Raw genomic sequence first — 23,584 nt, 5'->3', positions numbered from 1 at the left:
GATCGAACGCAAGGCCGCCGGAGCCCTCGCCGCGGCCCACACCCTTGCGGGCCGCCAGCCACATGAGTTACCCGCTCAGCGCGTCGATGAACGCGTCGAACGCCGCGGACCCGCGCGTCGAGAAGCGCACTGCCCGGCCATCCGTGTCGCGTTCAGCCCACTGCCGCTGAAACACGACGCGGAGGAGCGCCGCCCCCAGCGCGCCGCCGAGGTGCGGACGGCGTTCGGTCCAGTCGAGGCAGGCACGGCAGACCGGACGTCGCGTGGCCGCCACTTTCTGCAGATCGATGCCGTATCCCAGAAGGCACCGCCCTCCGCGCTCCGAGAGCTGGAGCACGTGTTCGCCGACAACTACCCCGCCTCGCCGAAGACTCGCCAGCAGCCGAACCCCAGCTTCCCCCGCCAGGTGGTCGTAGCAGACCCGCGCCGCGCGCAGCGCCTGATCCGCCGTGCCATGGATCACACAGCGCTCTCGTCGGGCCGCCAGGTCGGTCAGCCCTTCAAGGACATCAGCCACCTCGCCGTCCGACAGCTCGAAATACCGGTGCCGGCCGTGTGCCGCGCAGCGAATCAGCCCGGCGTCGCGCAACGTGCGGAGATGTGCGCTCGCGGTCGAAGGCGCGACACCCGCTTCGACGGAGAGTTCGGTTGCGGTCCATGCGCGGCCGTCCATCAAGGCCACGAGCATCCTGGCGCGGGTAGGGTCCGCTACGGCTGACGCGATGCCGGCGAAAGTCTGGGGTGTGTGCATACGTTTCGACGATGAGCGAAGTGTCGACTGACGGCTGTCGGTAGAGTGTGCCAATGGTTTCACAAACCACCGGCGAGCCGGCGGACGCCCTCGCCGCTGTCACTCATCCCGATCCGTACCCGTACTACGCACGTCTCGTCCGGGAGACGCCGGTCACGTTCGATCCGGTCCATCGATTGTGGATCGTCGCCGGCGCCGCGACTGTCGTCGAGGTGTTGTCGCATCCCCTGTGCCGCGTGCGGCCCGCTGAGGAGCCCGTGCCGCGTGCCCTCATTGGCGGTCCGCTGGGTGAGGTGTACGGACGTTTTGCCCGAATGAACGACGGGCCGGCACATGCAGCGCATCGCAACCCCGTCGCCGCTGTCCTCGAGCCGCTCGAGATTGCCACGGTCGAGATCGTCGCCGCCGATTGTGCGCACGCGGTGATGAGCGCACCGACCTGGCGCCCCGACGGCGCCGGCGCCACGCAGGCCGCCTTCGAGATTCCAGTGCGCACGATGGCGGCGCTGCTCGACATCCCGGTCGGCATGCTTCGCGCGGCCACCGACGCCACGCACGCCGTCGTGCGTGCGCTGCGACCGTCCGCATCAGACGCGCAGCGGAGCGCCGGGCACGAGGCCGTGCGGCGGCTGCGCAGCGCGTTGACGACGACGTCGGCCACAGAGCTCGACGCGGCGGCCGAGGGCGCCGCCGTCGGCATTCTGGTGCAGACGTGCGACGCGACCGCTGGCCTGATCGGCAACACGCTTCTCTGTCTGAGCCGCCATCCGAGCGCCCAACGCGCCGTCGTCAGCGAACCCCAATCGCTGCTGCACATCGTGAACGAGGTGGCGCGCTTCGATCCGCCGGTGCAGAATACCCGGCGCTACCTGGCCGAGCCCGCGTCCATCGGGGGCGTCAGGATGGAACGCGGCGCGGTGATCCTCGTGCTGCTCGCGGCAGCCAACCGCGATCCGGCCGCCAACCCCATGCCGAGTACCTTCGACTGGACGCGGCAAGTGTCTGCTCTCTTTACCTTCGGCGTCGGCGCGCACGCCTGCCCAGGCCGGCTGCTGGCGGTCACGATCGCTGCGTCCGCCGTCGGAATGCTGCTGTCCGCCGGTGTCGACGTCCATCGACTCGCACAGGCGTTCGCGTACCAGGCATCCATCAATACTCGTATTCCTCTGTTCGCCCCGTTCGGTGACTGCTGAGCGGCGCCTCCACCAGGGAGCGCAATCATGATCGCTGTGATCTTCGAAGTCGAAATGCCGGACGGGCATCGTCCTGAGTATCTGTCCCTCGCGGCGGACCTGGCGTCAGACCTCGCGCGCGTCGAGGGCTTCATTTCCATCGAGCGATTCGAGAGCATCACTCGGCCCGGCAAGCTGTTGTCCCTGTCGTTCTGGCAGGACGAGGACGCGGTCCGCCGCTGGCGTGGGCTCGAGTCCCATCGCGCGGCGCAGCGCCGAGGGCGAGAGCACGTGTTCAGCGACTATCGCCTTCGCGTCGCCACCGTCGTGCGGGACTACGGCCTCACGCGGCGCGATGAAGCCCCGCAGGACAGCCGCGAGCGCCACGGCTGAGCGCCTTTGCTGCCGGCGGTCAGGCCAGCCGGCGGATCCAATCCCGGATCAGCGCCGCGAAGGGCGCTGCACGGGATGCGACCTCGGCCTCGTTCTCGAAGGTCACGACGCCGCGGTCGTCGGCGAGCCACTCGACGAGCCCTTCCGGGTCCCTCACGTGTCCCCGCAGCTTGACGCCGCGTGCCTTCGCGCCCGCGTGCAATACGACCCAGAGGCGCGTCGCACCGCCCTTCGATCGCAGGTTCATCGTGGCGAAATCATCACGGACTCTGAAGCTCGGTGCATTCCACTTGATGCCCTCTTCGATGTCCGGACTCGCATCGAGGATCACACGCCTGAGGGCGACTACGGCTGGCTTCAATGGATGGTGAAGCGCATCGAGATATCGCGCGACGGCGTCGTCCGCGGATGCGTCCGCGACGGGGCGGCGTGAGGACGTCGATTTCTTCTTCGCAACGGCCATCGTGGCGTGTCACTCCCGGTTGTTGGAATCCACGACAGACTAGCAAGAGTGCCGCGTCGAGGCGTTATCAGAATCTTTCGCCAGCCCGCGCGTGCCCGCGCACGGCGTGGTCGGGGCGCTAGAATCGGCTGGTGCACGAGCCCGCTCACGCATCCATCGGGGTTGGGATTCGCGCTCCGGAGGCGAACGTCGGGCCCTTGCGGCGTACCCTGCTGGACGCCTCGATCGCCCGCGTGGAGGACCTGCGCGGCGCTCCCGCGTCGCAGCGTCCCGGCCCCGGGAGTTACTCTCCCGAGTTCCAGGTCTGCTTCCCCTACACGGGGCTGTTCGTGTGGCACGTCGGCGGCGACGCCGTCGTGGCCGATGCGAATCAGGTGCTGTACGTGACCGGCGGAGAGCCCTTCGCCCTCAGCCAGCCTCGGCCCGGAGTGTACCGCGAACTGATCCTCACGCCGAAGCCGGGCGTACTGGAGGCGCTCACCGGGCGATCGCCGTCTGCAGTGGGCTCGGCGCCGCAGTTCCGGGCCCGTCGCCGTCGAGCCGACGCTGCGCTCCAGCGCCAGTGCCAGGACCTTCGCCGGCGCCTGGCTGAAGGCATCGATCCGCTGACCGCGGACGACCTCGTCGTCTCGCTCCTCGCGGCGGCGCTCGGCACGGACGCGCCGCCAGCCATCGCGGCCCCGTCGACCCGCCGAGTGATCGACAGGGCAAAGGGGTTCCTTGCGGCCCACATGTCTGCGCCGCTGCGACTCAGGGACGTGGCGGTGGCCGTCGGCGTGTCGGCACCGTATCTCACCTCGGCCTTCCGAGCCGTCGAGGGGGTGCCGCTTCACAAGTACCTGACACAGCTGCGACTGGTCCGCGCTCTCGGGGAGCTTCCGCACACGCAGGATCTCGCAGCGCTCGCGCTGGCACTTGGATTCTCCAGCCACAGCCACTTCACGGCGGCTTTCCGGGCTGCGTTCGGTTGCACGCCGTCGGCGTACCGGCAGTCTGGTCGTCGCCGCCGGGAACCACGTCCGGGACGATCGCGGGGGCGACCGTAAAGGTGGCCGGATTCGTCGCCGCGGTGGCCGGGGCCATCGCGACATGGAACGCCGGCCCGGCGTTCGGGCCGCACTGGTACCCCGTCCTCCTCGTGGCGACCGCGCTCCCGTCTGTGTGGCTGGGCGGCCGACTCCATGCGCGGCGTGCGACCGCCAACGGCTAAGATACGGCCGCGGGAGCGTTCATCGCCGACCGAGCTTCGGCGGTGCGGCGGGCTGCCGGTGGATGGTGGATCCTGTGCGTCGCGGCACGATGGTGTTCATGACGCAGCGCATGCCGGGGCCGGCGAACGTGCCTCTGTGGAACGAGCTGCACGCGGCCGTGGATGCCGATCTCGGCTGAGTCGTCGTCAATCTCGATGTTCGTCGAGGCCTCCTCTTCCTGGCCTCAGCGGATGAAATTGAGCCCTTCAGGCAACGGACCGGCGATCGGGAACTCGAAGTAGGGCGCAGGCGCCGGCCGGATCACCACCGCGCCGTCCGTGGCAAAAAATGTCGCGTCGACAAGCAGATACTGCGGCGCGATTGACGCGATGTTGAAGCCATGCGGGTCTGGAGGCACGGACGCATCGCCGAGACGCGCGAGGTCATGGCGATAGTACATCGTCCGCTCCGCCAGATCGGCGGCTCGGACAATGGCCGTGGTCGTCGGGTTCGGGGCGGTCTGGTCGCCCTTGAATATTATGTAGAGGACGTTCTTGGCAGCCGCGTCCCCCAGCGGGGCTTTCCGAAGGTGCGGCGCATAGGCGACCGGGCTTCCCGCCTGCGACACCCACTCGTAGCGCTCGAGACTCTCCTGAATCGCCATGGCTCCGGTGACGCTGTTGCGTACCGGCGATTGAACCACGCGTACTGCGGGCATCGCCTCGTCGAGCTCAACGCTCATCTCGATCTGATTGCGGAGCGGGAAGTTCTCGTGGAAGAACGGGGGCTGGACCGCGACGCCGTCGATCGATGTGACACCCGGCGAGTTGACCAGCGACGGCAGCCGCGCCTCCAGGATCGCGCCGGCGGCCGCCCGTTGACTTCCTCGCTGCGGAAACCACACCGGGTCGGCTGGCGACTTGAGCACCGCCGCGCGTATATTCGGCTCGATTCCCAGGAACACCGTTCCGTAGCCGCCGCTCCACGAGCCTCCGTCATAGTAGATGCGCGAGGGGTTCAGTTCAGGGTGTCCGTCGCCATCGACGTCCAGCCCCGTCTCGATGACGCGAACCAGCTGCATCAGGTCGACAGCCGTCTGTCGAAACGCATCGGAGTACAGCACGATGCTGCGAGGCCGGCCGGGGACGGCACCCTCGTTCACCGCGATGATGCCGTCGCCAGACTGATCGACGCCACGACCGCCGGCGTTGAACGTGACTGATGCGCCCGCTGTCGTGATGACTCTCAGCGTGCCCTGACTGCCAAAACCGGCGCCGACGGCGTTCGTCGTGACGCTGGCGATGCCCTGCGCCGCCAGCGCGCTCAGGAGGGCCATCGACCATGGCGCGTTTGGTGCCAGCAGGTTCTTGCTGCCGCGGATACCGTGACCGACGATGGCGACCGGCCAGCCGTCTGTCGGCATCGCGCCGGACGGCAGAAACAGGTTGAAGTAAACCTCATTGGTTGCCCTGACGAGTGGCTCGCCGTCGCGCGTCGCCACTGGCGGGATGTAGTACTCATCAGGGACCCGATAATCGGGTGACAGGTATTTGCCGAAGGCGATGGTCCCGACCGCGCCGGTCTTGATGGGAGAGAGGTCAATCGGCAGGGGTGAGAGGGGGCCAGTGGTGCGCATCTGGCGGTTCCATGTGACGCTCGCGATTCCACTTGCGCTGAACACGCTCCGCTCACCATTCGGTCCCAGCAGGAAGTCGGCCGGATTGGGCGTCGAGCTGCGGATCTGGTCCCGGATCTTCTCCAGGACTGCCGTCGCGCTCCGGGTCGTGAACACGCTGGCGGCCACGACCTGTCCTTTCGGGACGATCCGGCGGGTGTCGAGGCCGGTCAGGACGCTGCGAAGAAGCGCGCGGTAGGCATCCAGATCCGGATCACCGGTCGATGCGGTGATCTCGTCGTCCACGAAGGTGAGGAACTCCCTGGCCGCTTTGATCGTCCGGCCGTCCGGGGCGCGCACTCCTTTAGTGACCACCAGCCCGTACCGCGTGTGTTGATCGAGCAGTTCGTCGGACTCGACGTGCAGCGTCTCCGTCAGCTCGTCCCACACGACCTGATTGATGCCGACGCGAGTCCCCCACGCCGAGCCCTCGGCATCCGGCAACGTACTGCCCAGGCTGAGCAGGAACATGGTTTCGCTGTTGACCGTGTTCGGATCGATCGGGCCGCTGAACGGAATGGACAGCCGCGGCTGGAGGTTGAAGCCGTCCAGCTGGTTGATCACGTCGAGATCCTCACACTCGGAGATGGAGTCCGCGCAGTCATCCGGCGGCGGGAGCGAGACGCGTCGGCCCGTATTCTGGGCCTGGTCGGCTACCGTGAACCGATCGCTGGGGAATGGACCGTCGGCCGGCGAATGCAGGCCGAATCGCGCGACGACTTCCGGCTCCCGACCGGCGATCGAGGGACCGAGCAGGACGGCGACGGTCATCGCGAAGGCAACGGATGTATGACGGGTCATGGCAGTCCTCACTGGGAGCGCTGGCGGGCGACGCCGGGGACCGGGCGGCTCGCTGCGCCATCTCCAGGATGCTCGTGTGACACGCAAAAGGAAATGAACGGCGCCTTGACTCGTCCTTGAATTCTGCCTACCGCACATCCCATTGAGTACATGGAGTTTGCCGGGCGATTGATCGTTTCATGGCAATCGTTTAGCCTCCGGACGAGCAGTTGGAGCCATCGACGGTGTCCAGGATCGTTCGATTCGGCAACTTCGAGGTGGACCTCGCCGGCGGGCAGCTTCACAAGCGGGGAGTGCGGATCGGGCTGCGCGAGAAGTCCTTTCAAGTCCTGGCGCTGCTTCTGGAGCGGCCCGGTGAAGTCGTCACGCGCGAGGAACTGCGGCGCCGTCTGTGGCCGTCAGACGTCTTCGTGGACTTCGACAACAACCTGAATACGTCGGTGGCGCGCCTGCGCGAAGCGCTCGGCGACCAGGCGGAGCATCCGCGGTTCGTCGAGACGCTGCCCAGGCACGGCTACCGCTTCATCGCCGCAGTTACCGAGCGCTTGCCCGCAAGCGGCGCCCCGGCGGCGGCGCCCAGGATCGTCGTGCTTCCGTTCCTCAATCTGAGCGGCGATCCCGCGCAGGAGTATTTCAGCGATGCGATGACCGACGAGATCATCACCGAGCTCGCGGGCCTGGCGCCGGACGCGTTGAACGTGATCGCGCGGACGACCGCGATGCGCTACAAGGGCAGCCGCAAGGACGTGACTCGAATCGCCCGCGAACTCGGCGTCGAGTACGTCGTCGAAGGCGGCGTGCGGCGGGCCGAAGATCGGATTGCGCTGAACGTTCAGCTCGTGCGCGCGAGCGACCGGATGCACGTGTTCGCCAAGCGGTACCAGGCGGCGGCATTGACGGACATCTTCAGGATGCAGAGCTGCGCGGCCCGCGACATCGCCGCGAATATCGGCAGCGAGCACATCGCAGGAACGATGCGGGCGACTGACAACGCCGGGGCGATGGGCCGACGGCCACGCACGCACAACCCGGCCGCGTACGATGAATACCTGCGGGGCAGATCCCAGATGGCGCGTGTCACTCCTGACGCATTCGCTCGCGGGCGGCGGCACCTCGAGGCAGCGGTTTCCCTGGATCCCGGCTTTGCGCTCGCCTACGACGGACTCGCGGAACTCTACTGGTATCTCGCGTACTTCGGTTTCATGCCACCGCGTGAGGCCTTCTCGACAGGCGTCCTCTACGCGATCCGGACCCTGGAAATCGACAACTCGCTCGGCGAAACACACGCGCTGCTCGGTCTGTATCACAAGCTGTCCTACGACTGGCCCGAGGTCGAGAGGGAAATGGCTCGCGCCCTGGAGTTGAGTCCCACGTCGCCGGTGGTCAGGGAGCGCTACGCGTTCAACTTCCTCATGCCGCACGCGCGCCACGAAGAAGCGGCGGCGGAGCTCGAGCTGGCGCTCGCCTGGGACCCGCAGTCCGTCGCGATCCGCAGTCAGCTCACGGTGGTGCTGGCGCTGGGACGCCACTATCAGCGCGCCGTGGACGAGGCGCGAGGCATCCTCGATATCGAGCCCCAGGCGTATTGGGGGCATGCCTTGCTCGGAGGCTGTCTGCGGGATCAGGGGCTGTTCGACGAAGCAATCGCCGCCTACCGGACGGCACTCGAGCTGTCCGGCGGCGCGTCATCCATGATGGGATGGCTCGGCCTGTGTCTTGCCCTTGCGGGGCACACCAGCGAGGCGCGCACGATGCTCGACCAGCTGGCCGAACGGGCGGCACAGTCGTACGTGCCGCCGACGAGCCTGGCGTGGATCCATCTCGGTCTGGGTGAGATCGACAGCGCCTTCGAATGGCTCGATCGCGCGGTCGAGGGCCGCGATCAGTTCATGATGCCGATCAAGGGGTATTCGTTCTTCGATCCGATTCGGTCCGATCCTCGTTTTGCGGCGCTGTTGCGCAGCATGCGTCTCGACGGCTGATGCTCCCGCTGGCGCGCCGCGCCGCCTCGATGGGAACACTGACACGGAGCGTGGCCCCGGTTCGACGATGATAATGTTGCGTCACCTGAGAGGCGGCTCTTGATATGAAACCTGCCCTCGTCACCGTGAGTGTGCTGGCGACGACCTTGCTCGTTGGCTATTCAGCCGCGCAAGCTCTGATGCGCGCCCAGTTGACCCAGGACGTCGTGCCGCCCGGCACCGTCAGGTATCGGACGATGCTCGACATGACCTTTCCGGAGTTCGAAGCGGCGGCCAAGACCACCGATATCGTGCTCGTGCCGATCGGTGCCATCGAAGAACACAGCTCACACCTGCCTCTTGGCACCGATGCGATGAACGCCACCGCGCAGGTCTTCCACGTACAGCAGTACTTACGTACCGCCGGAGTGGAAACGATCATTGGCCCGCCGTTGAACATCGGGATCACGAACGAGGCCGGCGACTGGGCGCGCGACGGCACGTACGCCTATCCCGGAAGCCTGACCATCGGCAAGAGCACGTTCGTCGCTCTGTACGTGGACGTGCTGCGTTCGCTCCGCGACAATGGCCTGCGCCGCGCCTTTCTGTATGTCGGCCACCTCGGCACTCGACACGTCGAAGCTGTCGTGCAGATTGTCGAAGAGGGGAACCGCCGGATCGACGGGATGATCGTGTACGCGACGATCGACAGCGAGATGCTGGAGCGCATGAAGCTGGCGCCGAGCGCACACATCCTGTCGGTTGAGAAGGGCCGCAACTTCGAGATGCTGGCGCGGCTGCTCGGCCAGGGAAGCGAGCTGCCGCGAACCACGCACGCCGACGGCGCGGAGACGAGTTGGACCTTGTACTTCTATCCCCACGTCGTCCGACCCGGCTACGAGCGATTCCCCCAATCCCCGTCGTCGCGCTTTCTCGAGGTCTTGTCCTCCGGCGACCGAGCCAGGAACCCGAGCGGTAGCGGCGGGTTTCCATTCGACAAGGCGTCGGCTGACGTCGGCAAGCAGATCGTCGACTACAAGACGGCCCGTATCGGCGCGGCCATCGCTCGCGCGTTGAAGGCTGCTTCGTCAGGACGACAAGAGTAACCAGGTCCGGCACGCCTCCGCGGGCCGCAGGTTGCGCGATCCTGCGCATGGGGCATCCGCGAGGACGACGTGCTACGCGATGCCTGCATCAGGAGACGCCGCAGTCTCCGGCGCCACTGCTTCGACGCTCGCGCCGGGTGTCCGATTGCGGGCGCCTGTCGCGACGAGGCTCGTCAGCAGCGTGACGAGCTCCTCGGGTTGCACGGGTTTGACCAGGTGGTGATCGAATCCCGCTTCGCTGGTGGCGGCGCGATCGCCGGTTTGGCCGTATCCGGTGAGCGCGACGAGAGGGACACCGGCATGCCGCGAATTCGCTCGAATGCGCCGGGCGACTTCGAGCCCGTCGATGCCCGGAAGGCCCACGTCGAGGAGCACGACATCCGGGGACACCTGGTCGATCAGCCGCAGAGCCCCCAAGCCATCCGCCGCACCATGGCAGGCGAAGCCTTCCTGCGTCAACATGGCGCAGAGCATCTCGCGGCTGTCGGCACTGTCCTCAACGACGAGCACGGTGATCCCTGCCGGGACGGCCGATGAGGACACGGGGTCCTGGGGCCGTGCGGGCTCGGACAGAGTGCTCAACGGCAGCCGCACGGTAAACTCACTGCCGGTGCCGTCGCCATCGCTGTGAGCCGCGACGGTCCCACCGTGCATCTCGACGAGCGCCCGCACGAGCGTGAGGCCCACGCCCAGTCCGCCGTTCGAACGATCCAGCGTGTGTCGCGCCTGGACAAAGAGGTCGAATATGGAGTCGAGCATCTGACGCGAGATCCCGACGCCGTTGTCCTTCACCCGGATCACGGCGCCGCTCATCTCACGTCGCACCTTCAGCGAGACGTCGCCGCCGCGGGGTGTGTATTTTGCGGAGTTGTTGAGCAAGTTCATCTGAATCTGTTGCAGACGGGCGGCGTCGCCATGGACCCACACCGGCTCGGGATCGAGATCCACGGTGAAGTGCACGCCTTTGTCCTCCATGTGCGGCCGAACGGCGTCGGCCGCTTCCGCCGCGATCAGGCGCAGATCGACGACGCGCCGGCGCAGCTCGATCTTGTTCTGTGTGACGCGGCTCACCTCCAGCAGATCGTCGAGCAGACGTGCCATCTGACGCGACTGCCGCTCCAGCACGCTGACCGTCTTCTGCTGGACGCCGCTCTCGGGCGCGGCACTCTTGAGCATCGAGGTGGCGGTGACGACTGCCCCGAGCGGGTTGCGGAGCTCGTGCGACAGCATCGCCAGGAACTGGTCGCGGCGGCGCACTTCCTCGTCGATCTTGACTCGTGCCCGCACTTGTTCCGTGACGTCACGGAAGATGGCAATCACGCCGACAATTGCGTTGTCGCGATCGACCAGCGGAAGCCGTGAGACCATGTCCCAGGCTTCGCTGCCGTCGGCGGTCGTCCGCGCTTCGAGCCGGTAGTGCAGGGGGTCGCCGGACCGGAGCACGGCCTCGTCCTCGCGGTGCAGTGCCATCGCCGTCTGCTGATCGGTGAGGTCGAAGGCCGTCTTGCCGATGGCATCTGCCGGATTGGCGACGCCGAGACGGGTCGCCATGGCGTGGTTGAACCGGATGAAGCGCCCGCGGACGTCCTTGAAGTAGATCGCGTCGGGGACGCTGCGCAGCAGGCTGTTCAGCAGGTAGCGCTCGTGGAACAGCGCGTCCTCGGCGGCCTTGAGCCCGCTCACATCGATCAGCGTGAGCACCACCCCGTCGGCGACGCCCTTCGCCCGGTACGGCAGCAGGCGCAGGAAGAAGGACTTGCCGTGGGGATCGAAGAGATCGCGCTCGATCGGCCGTGCGGTCGTGACCACGCGCCTGAGATCCGTCACCAGGTCGGGGTAGTGCATCTTGTGCGCGAACGTCTCGATGGAACGGCCGATGTCATGCGGGAGCAGGCCGAACGTTTCCGCGACCTGGGGCGTGAACTTCCGAATGCGCAGCTGGCCGTCGAGAAAGATGGTTCCGATCTCAGTGCTGGCCAGGAGGTTGTCGAGGTCGTTGGTCACCTCGGTCAGCTCGGCGATCTTCTTCTGGTACTCGGCGTTGACCGTGTAGAGCTCCTCGTTCACGCTTTGGAGCTCCTCGTTCGTGCTCTGAAGCTCTTCGTTCGCGGACTGCAGCTCTTCGTTCGACGCCTGCAGCTCCTCGTTGGCCGCCTCGTGCTGTTCGATCGCCGCCTGCAGGCTTTCCTTCGTCGTCCCGAGTTCGGCTTCGAGTGCCGCGAGCTGCTGCTGTGAGACGTGCTCGACGTCGATTTGAATCGGAGCCGCAGGGGCGGGCCGAGCCATCGGCTCGTACGATTCGAACGAGACGACGAGGTGGCGCATGCTCGTCGAACGCGCCGCAATCGGCCGGATGGTGACGCGATAGATCTCGTCGTCGGCATGGGCGCGGACGCCGTTGAAGATGACGGGGGCGCGCTCTGCCAAGGCGCGTTTGATCCCGCCGGCCAGGATCATCTTCAGGTCGGCCTCGACCAGATCCTGGACGTCGAGACTCTGCCGCCCGTCGCGCACCCGAAGAAACCGTGCCGCGCCGCCCAGGACGTGCACCAGCTCGCCGCGATCGCTGACGATCAGGCTCGGCGGCATCGTTTCTTCCAGCAGCGCGTCGTACACCGAGAGCAACTGTCCGAGCGAGTGCCTGGCGGCCGGCAGAACGGGCACAACCGAGCGACTGTCCATCGACATGGTCGGTCGCTTCCGTATATCGACCGGCGTTCGCACTTCCCCGGCCTTCCGGTACACCTGCCAGTGTTTGTCGACGATGTCGAACCCGTCGGCCACCGGTCCGAGGGTTTCCGACGGACCGAGCACGAGCACGCCGCCCTGAGTCAGTGCGAAGTGGAACAGCGAGAGGATGCGCTGCTGCACGGACGGCTGCAGGTAGATGAGCAGGTTCCGGCAGGTGACGAGATCGAGCCTCGTAAACGGCGCGTCGCTGATGACGTTGTGCTGCGCGAAGACGATCATCTGGCGCAGCTCGGGCACCACCTGGTAGGTATTGCCGCTCTGAATGAAATAGCGGGACAGCCGCTCCGGCGAGACGTTCGAGACGGCGTCCTCCTCGTACGCGGCGATCGCCGCCCGCTCGAGCGAGCCCCGGTGCACGTCGGTGGCGAAGATCTTGACCGGCCGTTCGCCGTGGATGGCCATCAGGTCCTGCAGCACGATGGCGAGCGAATAGGCTTCTTCGCCGGTGGCACACCCGGCGACCCACAGACGCACGGGCGTCGTGCGGGGCTCTCGCGTCAAGAGATCCGGAAGGATCCGCTGTTCCAGGAGATCGAACGCGTCCGGATCGCGAAAGAACCGGGTCACACCGATCAGTAGATCCCGGTACAGCGCGTCGAGTTCGTCGCGCTCCGAACGCAGACGCGCCAGGTATTCGTCGATGTTCTGCGAGTGCGCGAGCGCCAGCCGCCGCTCGATCCGTCTGGTGACCGTGCTCGGCTTGTAGTGATTGAAGTCGATGCCGAACTCGGTTTCGAGGACCCGATACAATCCGTCGACGCCGCGCGGCGGCGGCGGCTCCTGCTCGGGAACCTCCGGCACGGCCGCGGAATGCTGCCGCGCATGATCGAGCAGCACCCGCGGCATGTCCTCCGGCGGCAGCGTATGGTGGACCACCCCCGTGTCAATGGTCGATCGGGGCATGCCGTCGAATTGCGCGCTCTCGAGATCCTGCGCGATGACCAGTCCGCCCGCTTCGCGGACGTGGCGCACACCGCGCGAGCCGTCGCTGCCGCCACCGGAGAACACGATCGCGACGGCCTCCGACCCGCGGTCCTGCGCGAGCGATCGGAAGAACATGTCGATCGGCAGCGTCAGCTCCTGCTGCCGATCCCGCTCGCTCAGGAGCAGGCGACCACCGGAGATGATCATCTCCTTCTTCGCGGGGATCAGATAGACGTGGTCAGCCTCCACACGCATGCCGTCCTCCACGAGGTGGATCGGCAGCAACGTGTGCCGGGCCAGCAGTTCGTCCATCAGACTTTTGAAGTCAGGGGACAGGTGCTGAACGATGACGAACGCCATCCCTGTCGCTTTCGGCAGGTTGTCGAAGAAGCGGACGAGCGGATCGAGGCCGCCAGCGGACGCGCCGATCCCGACGACGAATCGGGGGGCGCCGCCCGACGTCTCGGTCACTACGGACGCCGGTCCCACCATCTCTTCGCTACCGTGCATCGCCTCATCTGACATCGCGGACGCCCCCCGGGAAAGTGTGGTCTCTGAGTGCCGGCGAGCAAACCGTATGCCCGCATGAGGTTCGCCGACACGGAGGGCCATCAAATGCGCGAACGCGGTCAACCGCTATATCTGTAGGACGGCCACACAGTTAGTGAAAATCTGACGGAATGGCGCGACGCACGATGACGGCGACGGGGCAGCGCCGCCCAGGGTCAGACCGTGACGAAAAGGTCGTCTTCGGGGACCGGGGGCGTCAGGCTGGGCCCTGCGGATCGCCGGACCGGCGGCTGACCGCTTGAAGGACCAGGTGTGCGATCTCGTCGGGCCTCACAGGCTTGGTCAGCACATCGGTGAAGAGCTCGCTGAGTGGCCCATCGTAGAACCCGGCATTCGCCGTGTACGCGAACACTTCGATCGTCCGTGTCACCGGACTCGCCTTGAGCAATCGGGCGGCCTCAATGCCGTTCAGGACCGGCATGTTGATGTCCATCACAATCGCCGAAGGCGAGGTGCAGTGTGCCGCGATGATGGCCTCGAGTCCGTTGTTGGCTGTCCTCACGCGGAGGCCATAGGCATCGAGAATTGCCGCCGCGAGTTCGCGACTGTCGTCGGAGTCGTCGACCACAAGCACGCGGTGCGTGGCATCTGGCGTTCCGTTACCCTCGGTACTGCCGTCGAATTTCGCGATCAACTGGTGCAGCATCCGTCGATGCTCCCGCGCCGCCGCGCACAGGGCATGGACCGTGAGGACCGGGCCGGCGGGCGCGATCCCCGCCGCCGCCGCGGCATTCGCTGCAGTTGTTCCATCGGCAACAGGATCCGGGGATGCAACAGCAATCTGACTCAGGACCGCGGCTTCGGCGGCGCTGATCAACTCCGTCAATCGCTGCTCGTGCTCCCGCGCGTGCTCCGCAAGCTTTCCCAGCCCGGCGATCAGATCTGCCAACCCTGACATGTCAAACGCGTGAGGCATAGGGGTATCCCTGGGGGATGGAATGCGGCGACGACCGTCGGACGGTGGGACTACGTCTGCCGGCACCACATCGCCAGCTGCGGTCGCATGTTCGACCGACCCTGCCCACCCTTCGGCGATGAGGCCGAGCGCGTCGCGATCGGGGAGATCCACGACGTCGCCGACCGCGCGATTCCGCAGATCAATTCCGTTGATCCATTCTGCTGATCCATTCTGCGAGTTTCCGTGTGAGACGCACCAGCACGAGAACCTCCGAAACCCGCGCGCGACCTCGCGCCACTACGACGACCGGAGAGTAGCACGCGGCTCGCAAATCCCAGCGGGGCAGTTAGATACGGACGATCTGTATGAAAACTACACGTTCTGTGGAAGCTGGACAGACTGGGTCGTTACGGCTGTGCCTCGATGCGACCGATCTTGCAGAGGCCACCAGACGGAGGCGCGTTGACGACCACGCGTGCGACAAACCGGGTACTGATGGAACTGGCGAGGGCCGACCGTATCGTTCTTGGCCAGCTTCTCGAGCAGATGGAACCGTTCGCGCTGCAGCGTGGCGCGGTGCTGGGCGGTCCACGCGTCGCGTCCGAGTCGGTGTACTTCGTCGAATCCGGGATCGTGTCGCTGGTCGCGGCCGCTCGCAACGGGAACTCCGTCGAGGTCGCACTCATCGGCAAGGAGGGTGTCGCGGGTATCGCCGATGCGCTTGGCAACCAGCCGCTGCCGTACGGTCTCGTCGTCCAGCTGCCGGGGTTGGCCTACCGCGCTTCGAACGACCTGATTCGCGAGCACATCTTCTCGTGCAGTGCGCTGCACGACCTGCTGATGGACTACTCCCAACGCATGATGCACCAGCTGGCGCAGTCCGCACTGTGCAATCGGTTCCATACGTCCGTCCAGCGTTTGGCGCGCTGGCTTCTCTTGACGGCTGAACGAGCGGACACGAATCGATTCGAGCTGACGCACGAGTTCGTCGCACAGATGGTGGGGGCACCGAGACCGGTCGTGAGTGAGTCCGCGGCAACCCTTCGGAAGAACGGCACGATCGACTATCGACGCGGCGTGCTGACGATTCGCAATTCCAAGAAGCTTCGGAGGTTCTCGTGCGAATGTTTCGAGACGATATCGCGCTCCGCGAACGGGCCTCCGTCGAGCACGCGGACCGGCCCGAACGGCTCCCGCGGCGCGCGGCGTCGCAGTGAACGCTGACGACAGGTCAGCGCCGTCCATTTCAACGATCGCGCAACGTCACCACACACCAGCTCATCCCGAAGTGACACCGAGCTGGTCCTGAAACCCAAGATCAGAGACGTCAGTCATTCCACACCACCCGACCGCTTCGGACCACCTCCGTCAACTCTGCGGTGAGCTGTTCGACCATCTCTGGACGGCCGTGATACGCCGCTGGCGTGTTGTGCAGCAGAACGACCTGCCATGTGCCGTCCTTGTCGACGAAGAGGACGCTCTGGATCGCGTTCACCGCCGGATTGAGCGCTGACTGCCCGGACGGCACCATCCCGACAACGGACCGGAGCAGCGCGACGTCCGGCCGAAGCAGCCGAACCTCGCGCACCTTCGCCACATACGAGGCCGTTTGATGGTGCGCGAAGATCGACGCGAGCGTGGAGGAAATCTCCGCCCGTCCATTCATGGGCGAGCCATCGAAGCCGACGGCGTTGCCATCCGCCGCGAAGAGTGCCGCGAATTCGTCGGCGCGCCGCCTGTTCCACGCGTCGAGAAGACGTTGGTAGGCCGCGATCACGGTCGTCATGTTGTTGCTTTTCGTCGGTCCCACTGATCCTCCTGCTCTTCGCGCACAGCCATGCTCACTCGCCGCGGGGAATCGTACTCCGGTCAGCGGCGACCTCCCGGCTCCCGACAACTCGTTCAGTGGCCCGCGGCGTCAGTCACTTCAGTCCGGCGACACCGTCGTCACCGGCGCGATGAAGCGGAACCCGCGCTTCACAAGAGTCTCGATATAGCGCGGCGCCGCTCGCTGATCGCCGATGGCGGCCCTGATCTGCTTCATGCAGGAGTTCAGGCCGTATTCGAAGTGGACGAACGTGTCCTCGGTCCAGATAGCCTGCTGAAGCTCCGCGCGGCTGACCAGACAGCCGCGTCGCAGCATCAGGTGTTCGAGTGCCCGGGCGGGCTGCGGACGCAGTCGCACGCAAAACCCATCCCTGACCACTTCGCCAGTCGAAGCGTCGAACTCCAACAAGTCGGATCGATATCCGAACCGATAGAGCGCCATCCCATTACGTCTCCCACGCCAGCGGCCGATTCCACGGCGTGCGCTCAGGATGCCCTCAAGGCGGGTCTGGAGTCCTCAAGACTTCCAGCGGAAACCCTCAGGTTTCCGCAAATTCTCAGCGGACGCTCCGACTGAGCTCTGACGTCCAGTTGAGCACGAGGTTCGAGCGCGTGACGGGGACGATCCCGGCCGTGCGCCTCAGCCACACGAACTGGTCGGCGTTCCCCCTGAACGAGACGATGTCGGGATTCGTGAAGAACGACGCGGCATCACTAACGACCAGGTGAGCGTTCTGCCGCTGAACCGCGACCCGCTTGATTGTGGTGCCGCCCAGGAAGAACAACTCGCGGCCGTCCGCAGACCAGGACGGCCAGGTCCCGCCCGCGACCGACACCTGCGTGCGTGCCCCTGTCTGGACGTTGGCGACCTCGATCTCGAACGCTCCGGTCGCGCGGGATTCATACGCGACGTAGTTGCCGTCCGGTGACAAGGCCGGAAGCAGATCCGGCCCGGCTGTCGCGATGATGGGGCGGCGGTGCCCGGTCGATCGATCCCACAGCCAGATATCGGCAGACGTTGCCGGATGCTGTTCGGTGTACGCGAGCCAGCGTCCGTCGGCCGACCACGAGCCAGGCGCGCTCGACAGCGGACTCTCGAAAAGGACGCGTGCCGCGTCGCCCGACTCGACCGCCACCATGTAGATAGTTGCCACGCCGGTGCGGTTCCACGAGAACGCAATCGTGCGGCAGTCGGGGGACCACACGGGTTCGGACGCGGCCCCCTCGCGGGTGATCTGGGTCATCGCCGCGCGATCGAGAGAGCCCCACCACAATTCGGTCTGGCCTCGAGCAAAGAGCGTGGCGGCCAGTCGATTGCCGCACGCGGAGACATAGCGGAAATCATGCGCTGGAACGGGAAGATCTGTCGCGACGCCACGGCTGTCGAGACGCGCGAGCGTCCGTTGCCCGCGCTCTGGGATGTCGTCGATGTACAGCAGCGATCCGCTGGGCGACATCGTGAATTGCGCGGCGCCGGTCGTACCCGTCATCACCGCTGGGATCAGACGCGTGGGCGTTGCCATCGCCCGCGCTGCGGAAGCATCGATGCTCACGGCATACAGGTCGCCGTCACGTACGAAGAGAACGTGTCCATCCGGTGCGTAGCGCCCGAACGTCGCCGGCTCGGCGACGACGCGTTCGGCGCCGGAGGCCAGCGAGACCGCCACGACCGCCGCATCGTCGGTCGACGACCGCCACCGGGTGGCGAGGATCGTTTCGTTGTCGAGTCGATCGGGCCAGCGATACGTGACGCCCGGGCGCGTCACGGCAAGCGGTTGCCCGCCCGATGCGGGAACGCGCATCAGCGGCCCTCGCCAATTCGGCACGAACACGATCTCGTCGGCCGACACCCACGCCCCTCCGACGCCTGGCTCCGTCGCGCACAAGACCTGTGGAGCGGCACGCTCGCTGGCGCTGGTCCTCACTTTCTTGAGCTGGCCATCGGCGAAAAACGCGACCCACGCGCCATCCGGTGAGAAGAACGGACCATGCGCGCCCTCGGTGCCGGGGAGCGGGACGGCGTCGAACCGGTTCATCTCTCGCAGGAACAATCGAGTCTTCGCCGACCCGCCGCCCACATAGACCAGGCGCTGCCCGTCAGGCGAGAGCGCGACGATGGGATGCGCGTTGAGGCTGGGAATGGGAGCTTGGTCGAGAGGGAATGCGACATTGACGCGGATCGCCTGGCCGGGCTGAGAGGGCCGGCGTGCGGTCCAGGACCACACACCTGTGAACGCCACCAGTACGGCTACTGTCCCAATACTCGAGACGATCATCCAGCGCGATCGTGCGCCGCTCGCCATCGTCGCCGGGACCGATTCCTGTGCGGCGTCGATCGGGGTGCGCGGGCGCAGAACTTCCGGTTGCAGTGATGATGGCGGCGGCGGCTCGGTGGCGATGGTGGCGACGAAGCGGTATCCGCGCCGGTGAACCGTCTGGATGAAGGTGGGCTTCTGCGGATCGTCGCCGAGCGCCTGGCGGATGAGGCCGATCGCCTCGGTGAGCGACGTCTCGCTGACGTGCGCGTCCTTCCACGCGACGTCCATCAGCGACTGTTTGGAGACGATGCGGCCGGACCGCTCGACGAGATGCTGCAGGATCGCCAACGCGCGCGGCGGCAGCCGAACGTCGGCGCCCTCCTGCGTCAACAGACCGTCAGAAAGGTCGAGCCGGAACGGCCCGAAATAGACGACCGATCGTGTGTTGGGATGAAACGCCAGCGTCCGCGGCGGATCGGGCTCCTGCATCGGGCCGATTGTACTGACCGCGGGGCATTTCCTCTCGTGCAAAGACATCACGCACGAAAAGTCAGGAAGAAGTCAGGCAGCGATCATCGCCCGCATCCCGCGGTCGTGTTCTGCTTGTTTCCTGCCTGTTTCCGCCGCGGCCCGTCCGCGGCTTTGTTGGGGAGGATACACATGCGACGCACGAATTTTTGCCTGGCGCTGGCGGCGGCCGTCGGACTGGCGGTCACCGCCAGGGCGCAGGAACCCACGGATCAAAAGTGCAAGACAGTCCACGCAGATCTCGTCGAGAATCGATCGGAGATCTGCAAGCCAGGCGACACTGCGCCCTGCTTCCTCGGCGAGGTGGACGGCAATCACGGTTTGCGCGGCACGACGTATTTCAAAGGAGAGGCGAGCGCCCTGTTCCCGAGCGGCGCGCCCACCTTCAGGAGCTACGTGGGCAACTTCGAGTACACCACCGCGACCGGCACACTCACGATGCGCGAGATGGGCCTCTCGGAACCATCGGCGGTCTCGACTCCCGACGGCGGCCCCGTCAACGCGTATCAGCGGATCGTGAGCGGCACCGGCGAATTCGAAGGAGCGACGGGGTTCCTGTTCGTGAGTGGTTTCAACCGCAGCGGCCACATCCTGACCGCTGTTCACGGCACGATCTGCACGGTTCGTTAGGACGAGAACAGCGACAGGCGCAATATTCCTGCCGCGCAGGCGCTGCGGCACCGGCCGCTCGACGAGGGCGGCCGGTGACGCGGATGGAGAGGACAATCCTCAGCATGGCCCGGCACTCCTCGGATGTCGCTCTGCTGCCTGCACGTCGTGCTGAAGGTCCGGCGCCACGACAACGGCGTCGTCTACCATCCACGAGATGACGGGACGCGGCAGCCAGACGGCTGAAGTCATGGCGTTGTTTCGGGCGCTCGAAACGCTCGAGTCGTCGCGCGATCCGCTGTTCGCTGATCCGTACGCCGAACGCTTTCTTCGGCCGGCCGGACGTCTCCTGCTGCTACTGGCCCGACTGAAGCCGATCCATCGTCACATCGTTCGCGTCATCGATCGCAAATGGCCCGGAGCACGGACGTCAGCCGTTGCGCGCACCCGATTGGTCGACGATCTGCTGCGCGACGCGCTGAATAACGGGGTGCATCAAGTACTCATCCTCGGCGCCGGATTTGATGCCCGCGCCTACCGTATACCTGGAATCGCCACGGCTCATGTCTTCGAGGTTGATCATCCACTGACTCAGGCGCTCAAGATTCGCCTGATCAGCCGCGCGAACGTTCAGTCGGGAGCGGTTACTCACGCGCCAATCGATTTCACCAGCCAGACGGTCGACGATGTGCTTCGAGGATCGGACTTCGATATCAACGTTCGGTCGTTCGTACTATGGGAGGGTGTCACAAACTACCTGACGGAAGCCGCTGTCAATGCCACGCTGCGCGCGATTGCCGCGTTGGTGCCAGCAGAGAGCGAACTGTTTTTCACCTACGTTCATCACGGGATCCTTGATGGGTCTTTGCAGTGCGACGGCGCGGCCGAAATTCTGGAGCGCGTGCGGCAAGCCGGTGAGCCGTGGACGTGCGGGTTCGACCCCTCCGAGATGCCGGCATATCTCCTGGCACGTGGCTTCACCTTGGTCGAGGACTTGTCGGCCGACGAGTATCGAGCGCGCTATTTCGGCGATGCCGCGCGCGCGATGAAGGGATATTCGTTCTATCGCGCCGTCGTGGCGCGAAGATCCGAATCGCATTGTTCCGACGTGGGCAATGTCAAGCGCTCGGAGTTTGTGGATCGGTGAAGAACGATTCCAACGCGCTCAGCAGGAGTGTCTGTCATGCCCGAGCCTGTCATCCCCGACATCAGCCCCCAACAGCTCCGCGCGTTCGCACGAGACGGTTACATCGTCGTATCTCAGGTCGTATCATCCGGCCTGATTGACGCGGCCCGGCGGGCCATCGCCGATCGTGCCGCGCACGATCCGCCGCGCGCAGGCCATCGTGGACCTCTGTTCGACTTTGTCGTCGGCGAGCTGCCCCGCGATCTGGCGGGGCCGCTGTTCGACTGCGCCACACTGGCACTCGCCGAGTCATTGATCGCACCGGCGTCGTTCGAGAGGCCCGATCACGTCCAGGTCTCACTGAATATTCCTCCGTGGCCGCATGAGCCGGGCGGCCCCCACATCGACGGTCTCACGCCACCAGAGCCGGATGGACGTCCGGGAACATTCACCATGTTGGCTGGTATCTTCCTGACGGACCAGAGCCGCGAGAACGCAGGAAATCTGTGGGTCTGGCCTGGATCGCATCTGGCGGCTGCAGATTACCTGCGGCATCAGGGGCCGGATGCGCTCCTGTCGTGCGTGCCATATCCGCCAGTCGAGCTCGGGCAACCGAGGCAGGTGACAGCACGGCCCGGCGACGTGCTGTTCGCGCATTACCTTCTCGGACACAACATCGGCGGCAACATCAGTGAGGTACGGCGGGAGGTCCTGTATTTCCGCTTGAGGCGAACCGATCATCGCGCGCGCTGGCGTCAAGTCGTGCAGGAGCCCCTGCTCGAGTTCGAGCCCGTGCGCGCCGCACTCGATGGACAATCACGTCCATGAAACCGCGGCCATGACGAGAAGAAGCGGACAGGGCACCCAATCACAATCGGATGCTGGTTCACGGCGCCGGATCAGCAGGAGGATCCGGGATCTCCAGGTTCATCAGCGCGGAACTCAGCGACTTGCCATGCGCGTCCAGCGCCAGTGACCGGGTGACCCCGCCACCGAGCGCCCGCGTCATGACGAAGTTCAGGGCGCCGAGCTGCGGCAGTTCGTAGCGCACGATCTCTCCAAGGACGATGCCGTCGAAGCACTCTCGAACCCGCGCCGCGGTGACCTCGCGCTGCAGGCGGGGGTAGTCGCGCCGGTCGTACGCGATCACCGAAATGTTGCAGGTGTCCCCCTTGTCGCCGGCGCGTCCGTGTGCGATGTCTCTCAGCTTCATCAAACCGTCTCGTAGTCGACCCGCCACGCCACTGCGGATCTCGGCAGGAGCGTGGAGCGCATCGCCAGCACCGGCTTCACGGTTGTCGACGCGCCGCCACCGCCGAAGGGTCCGTTGGTATAGAGCGACTCGACTTCACGCGCCACGCGCCACGCCTCCGCCTCGGTCGAAACACGGGCCGCGACGCGAAGCCTGACCTCGTACGGCTCGCCCACCGGCCGGCTCACGCCACCGTGAAGCGCGTCGACTCCAATCAGATCGTAGCGAACGTCGATCGGTACCGGGCCCACCAGGGCGAGGCGTCCGGCGACGATCTCCGCTGCCAGGCGTGCGCGTGCGACGGCACCCGGCCCGCCGTACGATATCTGCCCCTCGCCGATCCACCCGTCGTGCTGCCCGACGGAGACCTTCAGCATCTCGGGCCTCGGGCGTCCATCCGCGCCGGACACGCGAACCCGGTCCACGCCGTCCGCCTCCACGGTCACGCCACTGAAGTCGGCCACGACGTCAGGCGTCACATACGCGGCCGGGTCGTGGACCTCGTAGAGCAGCTGCTCGGTGCACGTGGCGGTGTTCACCAGCCCGCCGGATCCGGACACCTTGGTCACGACGATGCCGCCCTCCGCGGTGATCTCGGCCAGCGGGAACCCGAGGCGTTCGAGGTGCGGGACGTCCTTCACTCCGGGGTCGGCGAAGTAGCCGCCGGTCACCTGCCCTGCGCATTCGAGCAGGTGGCCGGCAAGCGTTGCGAGCCCGACGCGCGGCCAATCGTCGCCGGCCCACCCCAACGCCGTGAGAATCGGTGCCACGAACAACGACGGATCGGCCACCCGCCCGGTGATGACGACGTCGGCGCCTCGATGGAGTGCTTCGACGATGGGATCGGCTCCAAGATACGCATTCGCCGACACCACGGAACCGGGATCGAATGGTTCGTCCAACTCGATGGAGCGATATGGCCCGTTGGCCACCATCGCCGTGACGTCGTCGCCGGTCACGACGGCGATGGTCAGATCCGTCAGACCGGCTCGTCTGGCCACGTCACGCACGCAGCCGGCGGCGGCCTGCGGATTCGCCGCTCCCATGTTGGTGACGAGCGTCACGCCGCGCCCGTGGCACCCCGCGAGCACGGCCTCCATGCGCTGGCGCAGAAGGGGATCGAAGCCGGCCTGCGGATCGCGCGCCTTCGCCTGCTGCGCCAGGGCGATCGTGCGCTCGGCGAGGCACTCGAAGACGAGGTAGTCGAGGTCGCCGCGTTCGACCAGTTCGACGGCGGGCTCGACGCGGTCGTTCGAGTAGCCGGCCCCGCAGCCGATGCGGAGCGGACGGCCGCTCAGGCGGCGCGACTGTCGGTGACGCACGCCTCAA

19 protein-coding genes are annotated in these 23,584 nt (G+C 66.1%); 9 read left to right on the top strand and 10 right to left on the bottom strand.

Features of this window, described 5'->3' with window-relative positions:
• Positions 1 to 67 precede the first annotated feature (67 nt).
• The gene (locus VFK57_12980; GenBank protein ID HET7696620.1) at positions 68 to 751 is read right to left on the bottom strand and encodes a winged helix-turn-helix domain-containing protein; all 684 of its coding nucleotides are present in this window, start codon (positions 749 to 751) and stop codon (positions 68 to 70) included.
• 176 nt (positions 752 to 927) lie between these two features.
• On the opposite strand from VFK57_12980, the gene VFK57_12975 reads away from it, so the two are divergent.
• On the top strand, positions 928 to 1,944 hold the full coding sequence (locus VFK57_12975; protein HET7696619.1) for a cytochrome P450: 1,017 nt from the start codon (positions 928 to 930) through the stop codon (positions 1,942 to 1,944).
• Between the two features lie 27 nt (positions 1,945 to 1,971).
• Positions 1,972 to 2,316, top strand: coding sequence for an antibiotic biosynthesis monooxygenase (locus tag VFK57_12970; GenBank protein HET7696618.1), 345 nt, complete (start codon positions 1,972 to 1,974; stop codon positions 2,314 to 2,316).
• 19 nt (positions 2,317 to 2,335) lie between these two features.
• Here the strand turns inward: VFK57_12970 and VFK57_12965 are convergent, their stop codons facing one another.
• Positions 2,336 to 2,779, bottom strand: coding sequence for a DUF1801 domain-containing protein (locus VFK57_12965; GenBank protein ID HET7696617.1), 444 nt, complete (start codon positions 2,777 to 2,779; stop codon positions 2,336 to 2,338).
• 131 nt (positions 2,780 to 2,910) lie between these two features.
• Between VFK57_12965 and VFK57_12960 the strand changes: the two genes are divergently transcribed.
• A complete protein-coding gene (locus VFK57_12960) occupies positions 2,911 to 3,825 on the top strand; it encodes an AraC family transcriptional regulator (GenBank protein HET7696616.1) in 915 nt (304 codons plus the stop codon).
• Between the two features lie 388 nt (positions 3,826 to 4,213).
• Here the strand turns inward: VFK57_12960 and VFK57_12955 are convergent, their stop codons facing one another.
• Positions 4,214 to 6,445: a hypothetical protein gene (locus VFK57_12955; GenBank protein ID HET7696615.1), complete on the bottom strand. Its 2,232-nt coding sequence runs from the start codon at positions 6,443 to 6,445 to the stop codon at positions 4,214 to 4,216.
• Between the two features lie 224 nt (positions 6,446 to 6,669).
• Between VFK57_12955 and VFK57_12950 the strand changes: the two genes are divergently transcribed.
• Together VFK57_12950 and VFK57_12945 are read left to right on the top strand one after the other, a co-directional pair.
• Entirely contained in the window at positions 6,670 to 8,427 is a 1,758-nt protein-coding gene (locus VFK57_12950) for a winged helix-turn-helix domain-containing protein (protein ID HET7696614.1), read from the top strand.
• A 104-nt stretch (positions 8,428 to 8,531) separates the two neighbouring features.
• Entirely contained in the window at positions 8,532 to 9,512 is a 981-nt protein-coding gene (locus VFK57_12945; GenBank protein HET7696613.1) for a creatininase family protein, read from the top strand.
• Positions 9,513 to 9,584: 72 nt separating this feature from the next.
• Here the strand turns inward: VFK57_12945 and VFK57_12940 are convergent, their stop codons facing one another.
• Positions 9,585 to 13,697 carry a chemotaxis protein CheB gene (locus VFK57_12940; protein ID HET7696612.1) on the bottom strand — a complete coding sequence of 1,371 codons (4,113 nt, stop codon included), beginning with the start codon at positions 13,695 to 13,697 and terminating at the stop codon, positions 9,585 to 9,587.
• A 256-nt stretch (positions 13,698 to 13,953) separates the two neighbouring features.
• A complete protein-coding gene (locus VFK57_12935; protein ID HET7696611.1) occupies positions 13,954 to 14,646 on the bottom strand; it encodes a response regulator in 693 nt (230 codons plus the stop codon).
• 471 nt (positions 14,647 to 15,117) lie between these two features.
• On the opposite strand from VFK57_12935, the gene VFK57_12930 reads away from it, so the two are divergent.
• On the top strand, positions 15,118 to 15,879 hold the full coding sequence (locus tag VFK57_12930) for a Crp/Fnr family transcriptional regulator (GenBank protein HET7696610.1): 762 nt from the start codon (positions 15,118 to 15,120) through the stop codon (positions 15,877 to 15,879).
• A 103-nt stretch (positions 15,880 to 15,982) separates the two neighbouring features.
• Here the strand turns inward: VFK57_12930 and VFK57_12925 are convergent, their stop codons facing one another.
• From VFK57_12925 to VFK57_12915, 3 genes are all read right to left on the bottom strand, one after another.
• Positions 15,983 to 16,441, bottom strand: coding sequence for an SgcJ/EcaC family oxidoreductase (locus tag VFK57_12925; protein HET7696609.1), 459 nt, complete (start codon positions 16,439 to 16,441; stop codon positions 15,983 to 15,985).
• Positions 16,442 to 16,582: 141 nt separating this feature from the next.
• Positions 16,583 to 16,924 carry a winged helix-turn-helix domain-containing protein gene (locus VFK57_12920; GenBank protein HET7696608.1) on the bottom strand — a complete coding sequence of 114 codons (342 nt, stop codon included), beginning with the start codon at positions 16,922 to 16,924 and terminating at the stop codon, positions 16,583 to 16,585.
• Between the two features lie 115 nt (positions 16,925 to 17,039).
• On the bottom strand, positions 17,040 to 19,229 hold the full coding sequence (locus VFK57_12915) for a winged helix-turn-helix domain-containing protein (protein HET7696607.1): 2,190 nt from the start codon (positions 19,227 to 19,229) through the stop codon (positions 17,040 to 17,042).
• Positions 19,230 to 19,334: 105 nt separating this feature from the next.
• Here VFK57_12915 and VFK57_12910 point away from each other — a divergent pair, with 105 nt between their 5' ends.
• The 3 genes from VFK57_12910 to VFK57_12900 all read left to right on the top strand — a co-directional run bounded on the left by VFK57_12910 (position 19,335) and on the right by VFK57_12900 (position 21,831).
• Complete coding sequence (locus tag VFK57_12910; GenBank protein ID HET7696606.1) at positions 19,335 to 19,898, top strand: hypothetical protein; 564 nt, start codon at positions 19,335 to 19,337, stop codon at positions 19,896 to 19,898.
• Between the two features lie 196 nt (positions 19,899 to 20,094).
• Positions 20,095 to 21,024 (top strand): SAM-dependent methyltransferase, encoded by a 930-nt coding sequence (locus VFK57_12905; GenBank protein ID HET7696605.1) that lies wholly within the window; start codon positions 20,095 to 20,097, stop codon positions 21,022 to 21,024.
• 36 nt (positions 21,025 to 21,060) lie between these two features.
• Complete coding sequence (locus VFK57_12900; protein HET7696604.1) at positions 21,061 to 21,831, top strand: phytanoyl-CoA dioxygenase family protein; 771 nt, start codon at positions 21,061 to 21,063, stop codon at positions 21,829 to 21,831.
• 58 nt (positions 21,832 to 21,889) lie between these two features.
• Here the strand turns inward: VFK57_12900 and VFK57_12895 are convergent, their stop codons facing one another.
• Both VFK57_12895 and VFK57_12890 read right to left on the bottom strand, forming a co-directional pair.
• On the bottom strand, positions 21,890 to 22,216 hold the full coding sequence (locus tag VFK57_12895; GenBank protein ID HET7696603.1) for a hypothetical protein: 327 nt from the start codon (positions 22,214 to 22,216) through the stop codon (positions 21,890 to 21,892).
• The gene (locus VFK57_12890; GenBank protein HET7696602.1) at positions 22,216 to 23,577 is read right to left on the bottom strand and encodes an acyclic terpene utilization AtuA family protein; all 1,362 of its coding nucleotides are present in this window, start codon (positions 23,575 to 23,577) and stop codon (positions 22,216 to 22,218) included. Before VFK57_12890 ends, VFK57_12895 begins: the two co-directional genes overlap by 1 nt.
• Positions 23,578 to 23,584 lie beyond the last annotated feature (7 nt).

The sequence above is a fragment of the Vicinamibacterales bacterium genome (genome assembly GCA_035699745.1).
Lineage (GTDB): Bacteria > Acidobacteriota > Vicinamibacteria > Vicinamibacterales > 2-12-FULL-66-21 > JAICSD01.
Note: the sequence above shows the minus strand (reverse complement) of the source record. Positions and strands in the feature narration are given on the sequence as shown.

Coding starts and splice junctions, on each gene's coding strand:
- VFK57_12925 (HET7696609.1), bottom strand. CDS start 16,441: ATGACGACCGTGATCGCGGCCTACCAACGTCTTCTCGACGCGTGGAAC.
- VFK57_12940 (HET7696612.1), bottom strand. CDS start 13,697: ATGCACGGTAGCGAAGAGATGGTGGGACCGGCGTCCGTAGTGACCGAG.
- VFK57_12970 (HET7696618.1), top strand. CDS start 1,972: ATGATCGCTGTGATCTTCGAAGTCGAAATGCCGGACGGGCATCGTCCT.
- VFK57_12915 (HET7696607.1), bottom strand. CDS start 19,229: ATGCAGGAGCCCGATCCGCCGCGGACGCTGGCGTTTCATCCCAACACA.
- VFK57_12900 (HET7696604.1), top strand. CDS start 21,061: ATGCCCGAGCCTGTCATCCCCGACATCAGCCCCCAACAGCTCCGCGCG.
- VFK57_12980 (HET7696620.1), bottom strand. CDS start 751: ATGCACACACCCCAGACTTTCGCCGGCATCGCGTCAGCCGTAGCGGAC.
- VFK57_12920 (HET7696608.1), bottom strand. CDS start 16,924: ATGGCGCTCTATCGGTTCGGATATCGATCCGACTTGTTGGAGTTCGAC.
- VFK57_12955 (HET7696615.1), bottom strand. CDS start 6,445: ATGACCCGTCATACATCCGTTGCCTTCGCGATGACCGTCGCCGTCCTG.
- VFK57_12965 (HET7696617.1), bottom strand. CDS start 2,779: ATGGCCGTTGCGAAGAAGAAATCGACGTCCTCACGCCGCCCCGTCGCG.
- VFK57_12895 (HET7696603.1), bottom strand. CDS start 22,216: ATGAAGCTGAGAGACATCGCACACGGACGCGCCGGCGACAAGGGGGAC.
- VFK57_12905 (HET7696605.1), top strand. CDS start 20,095: ATGACGGGACGCGGCAGCCAGACGGCTGAAGTCATGGCGTTGTTTCGG.
- VFK57_12945 (HET7696613.1), top strand. CDS start 8,532: ATGAAACCTGCCCTCGTCACCGTGAGTGTGCTGGCGACGACCTTGCTC.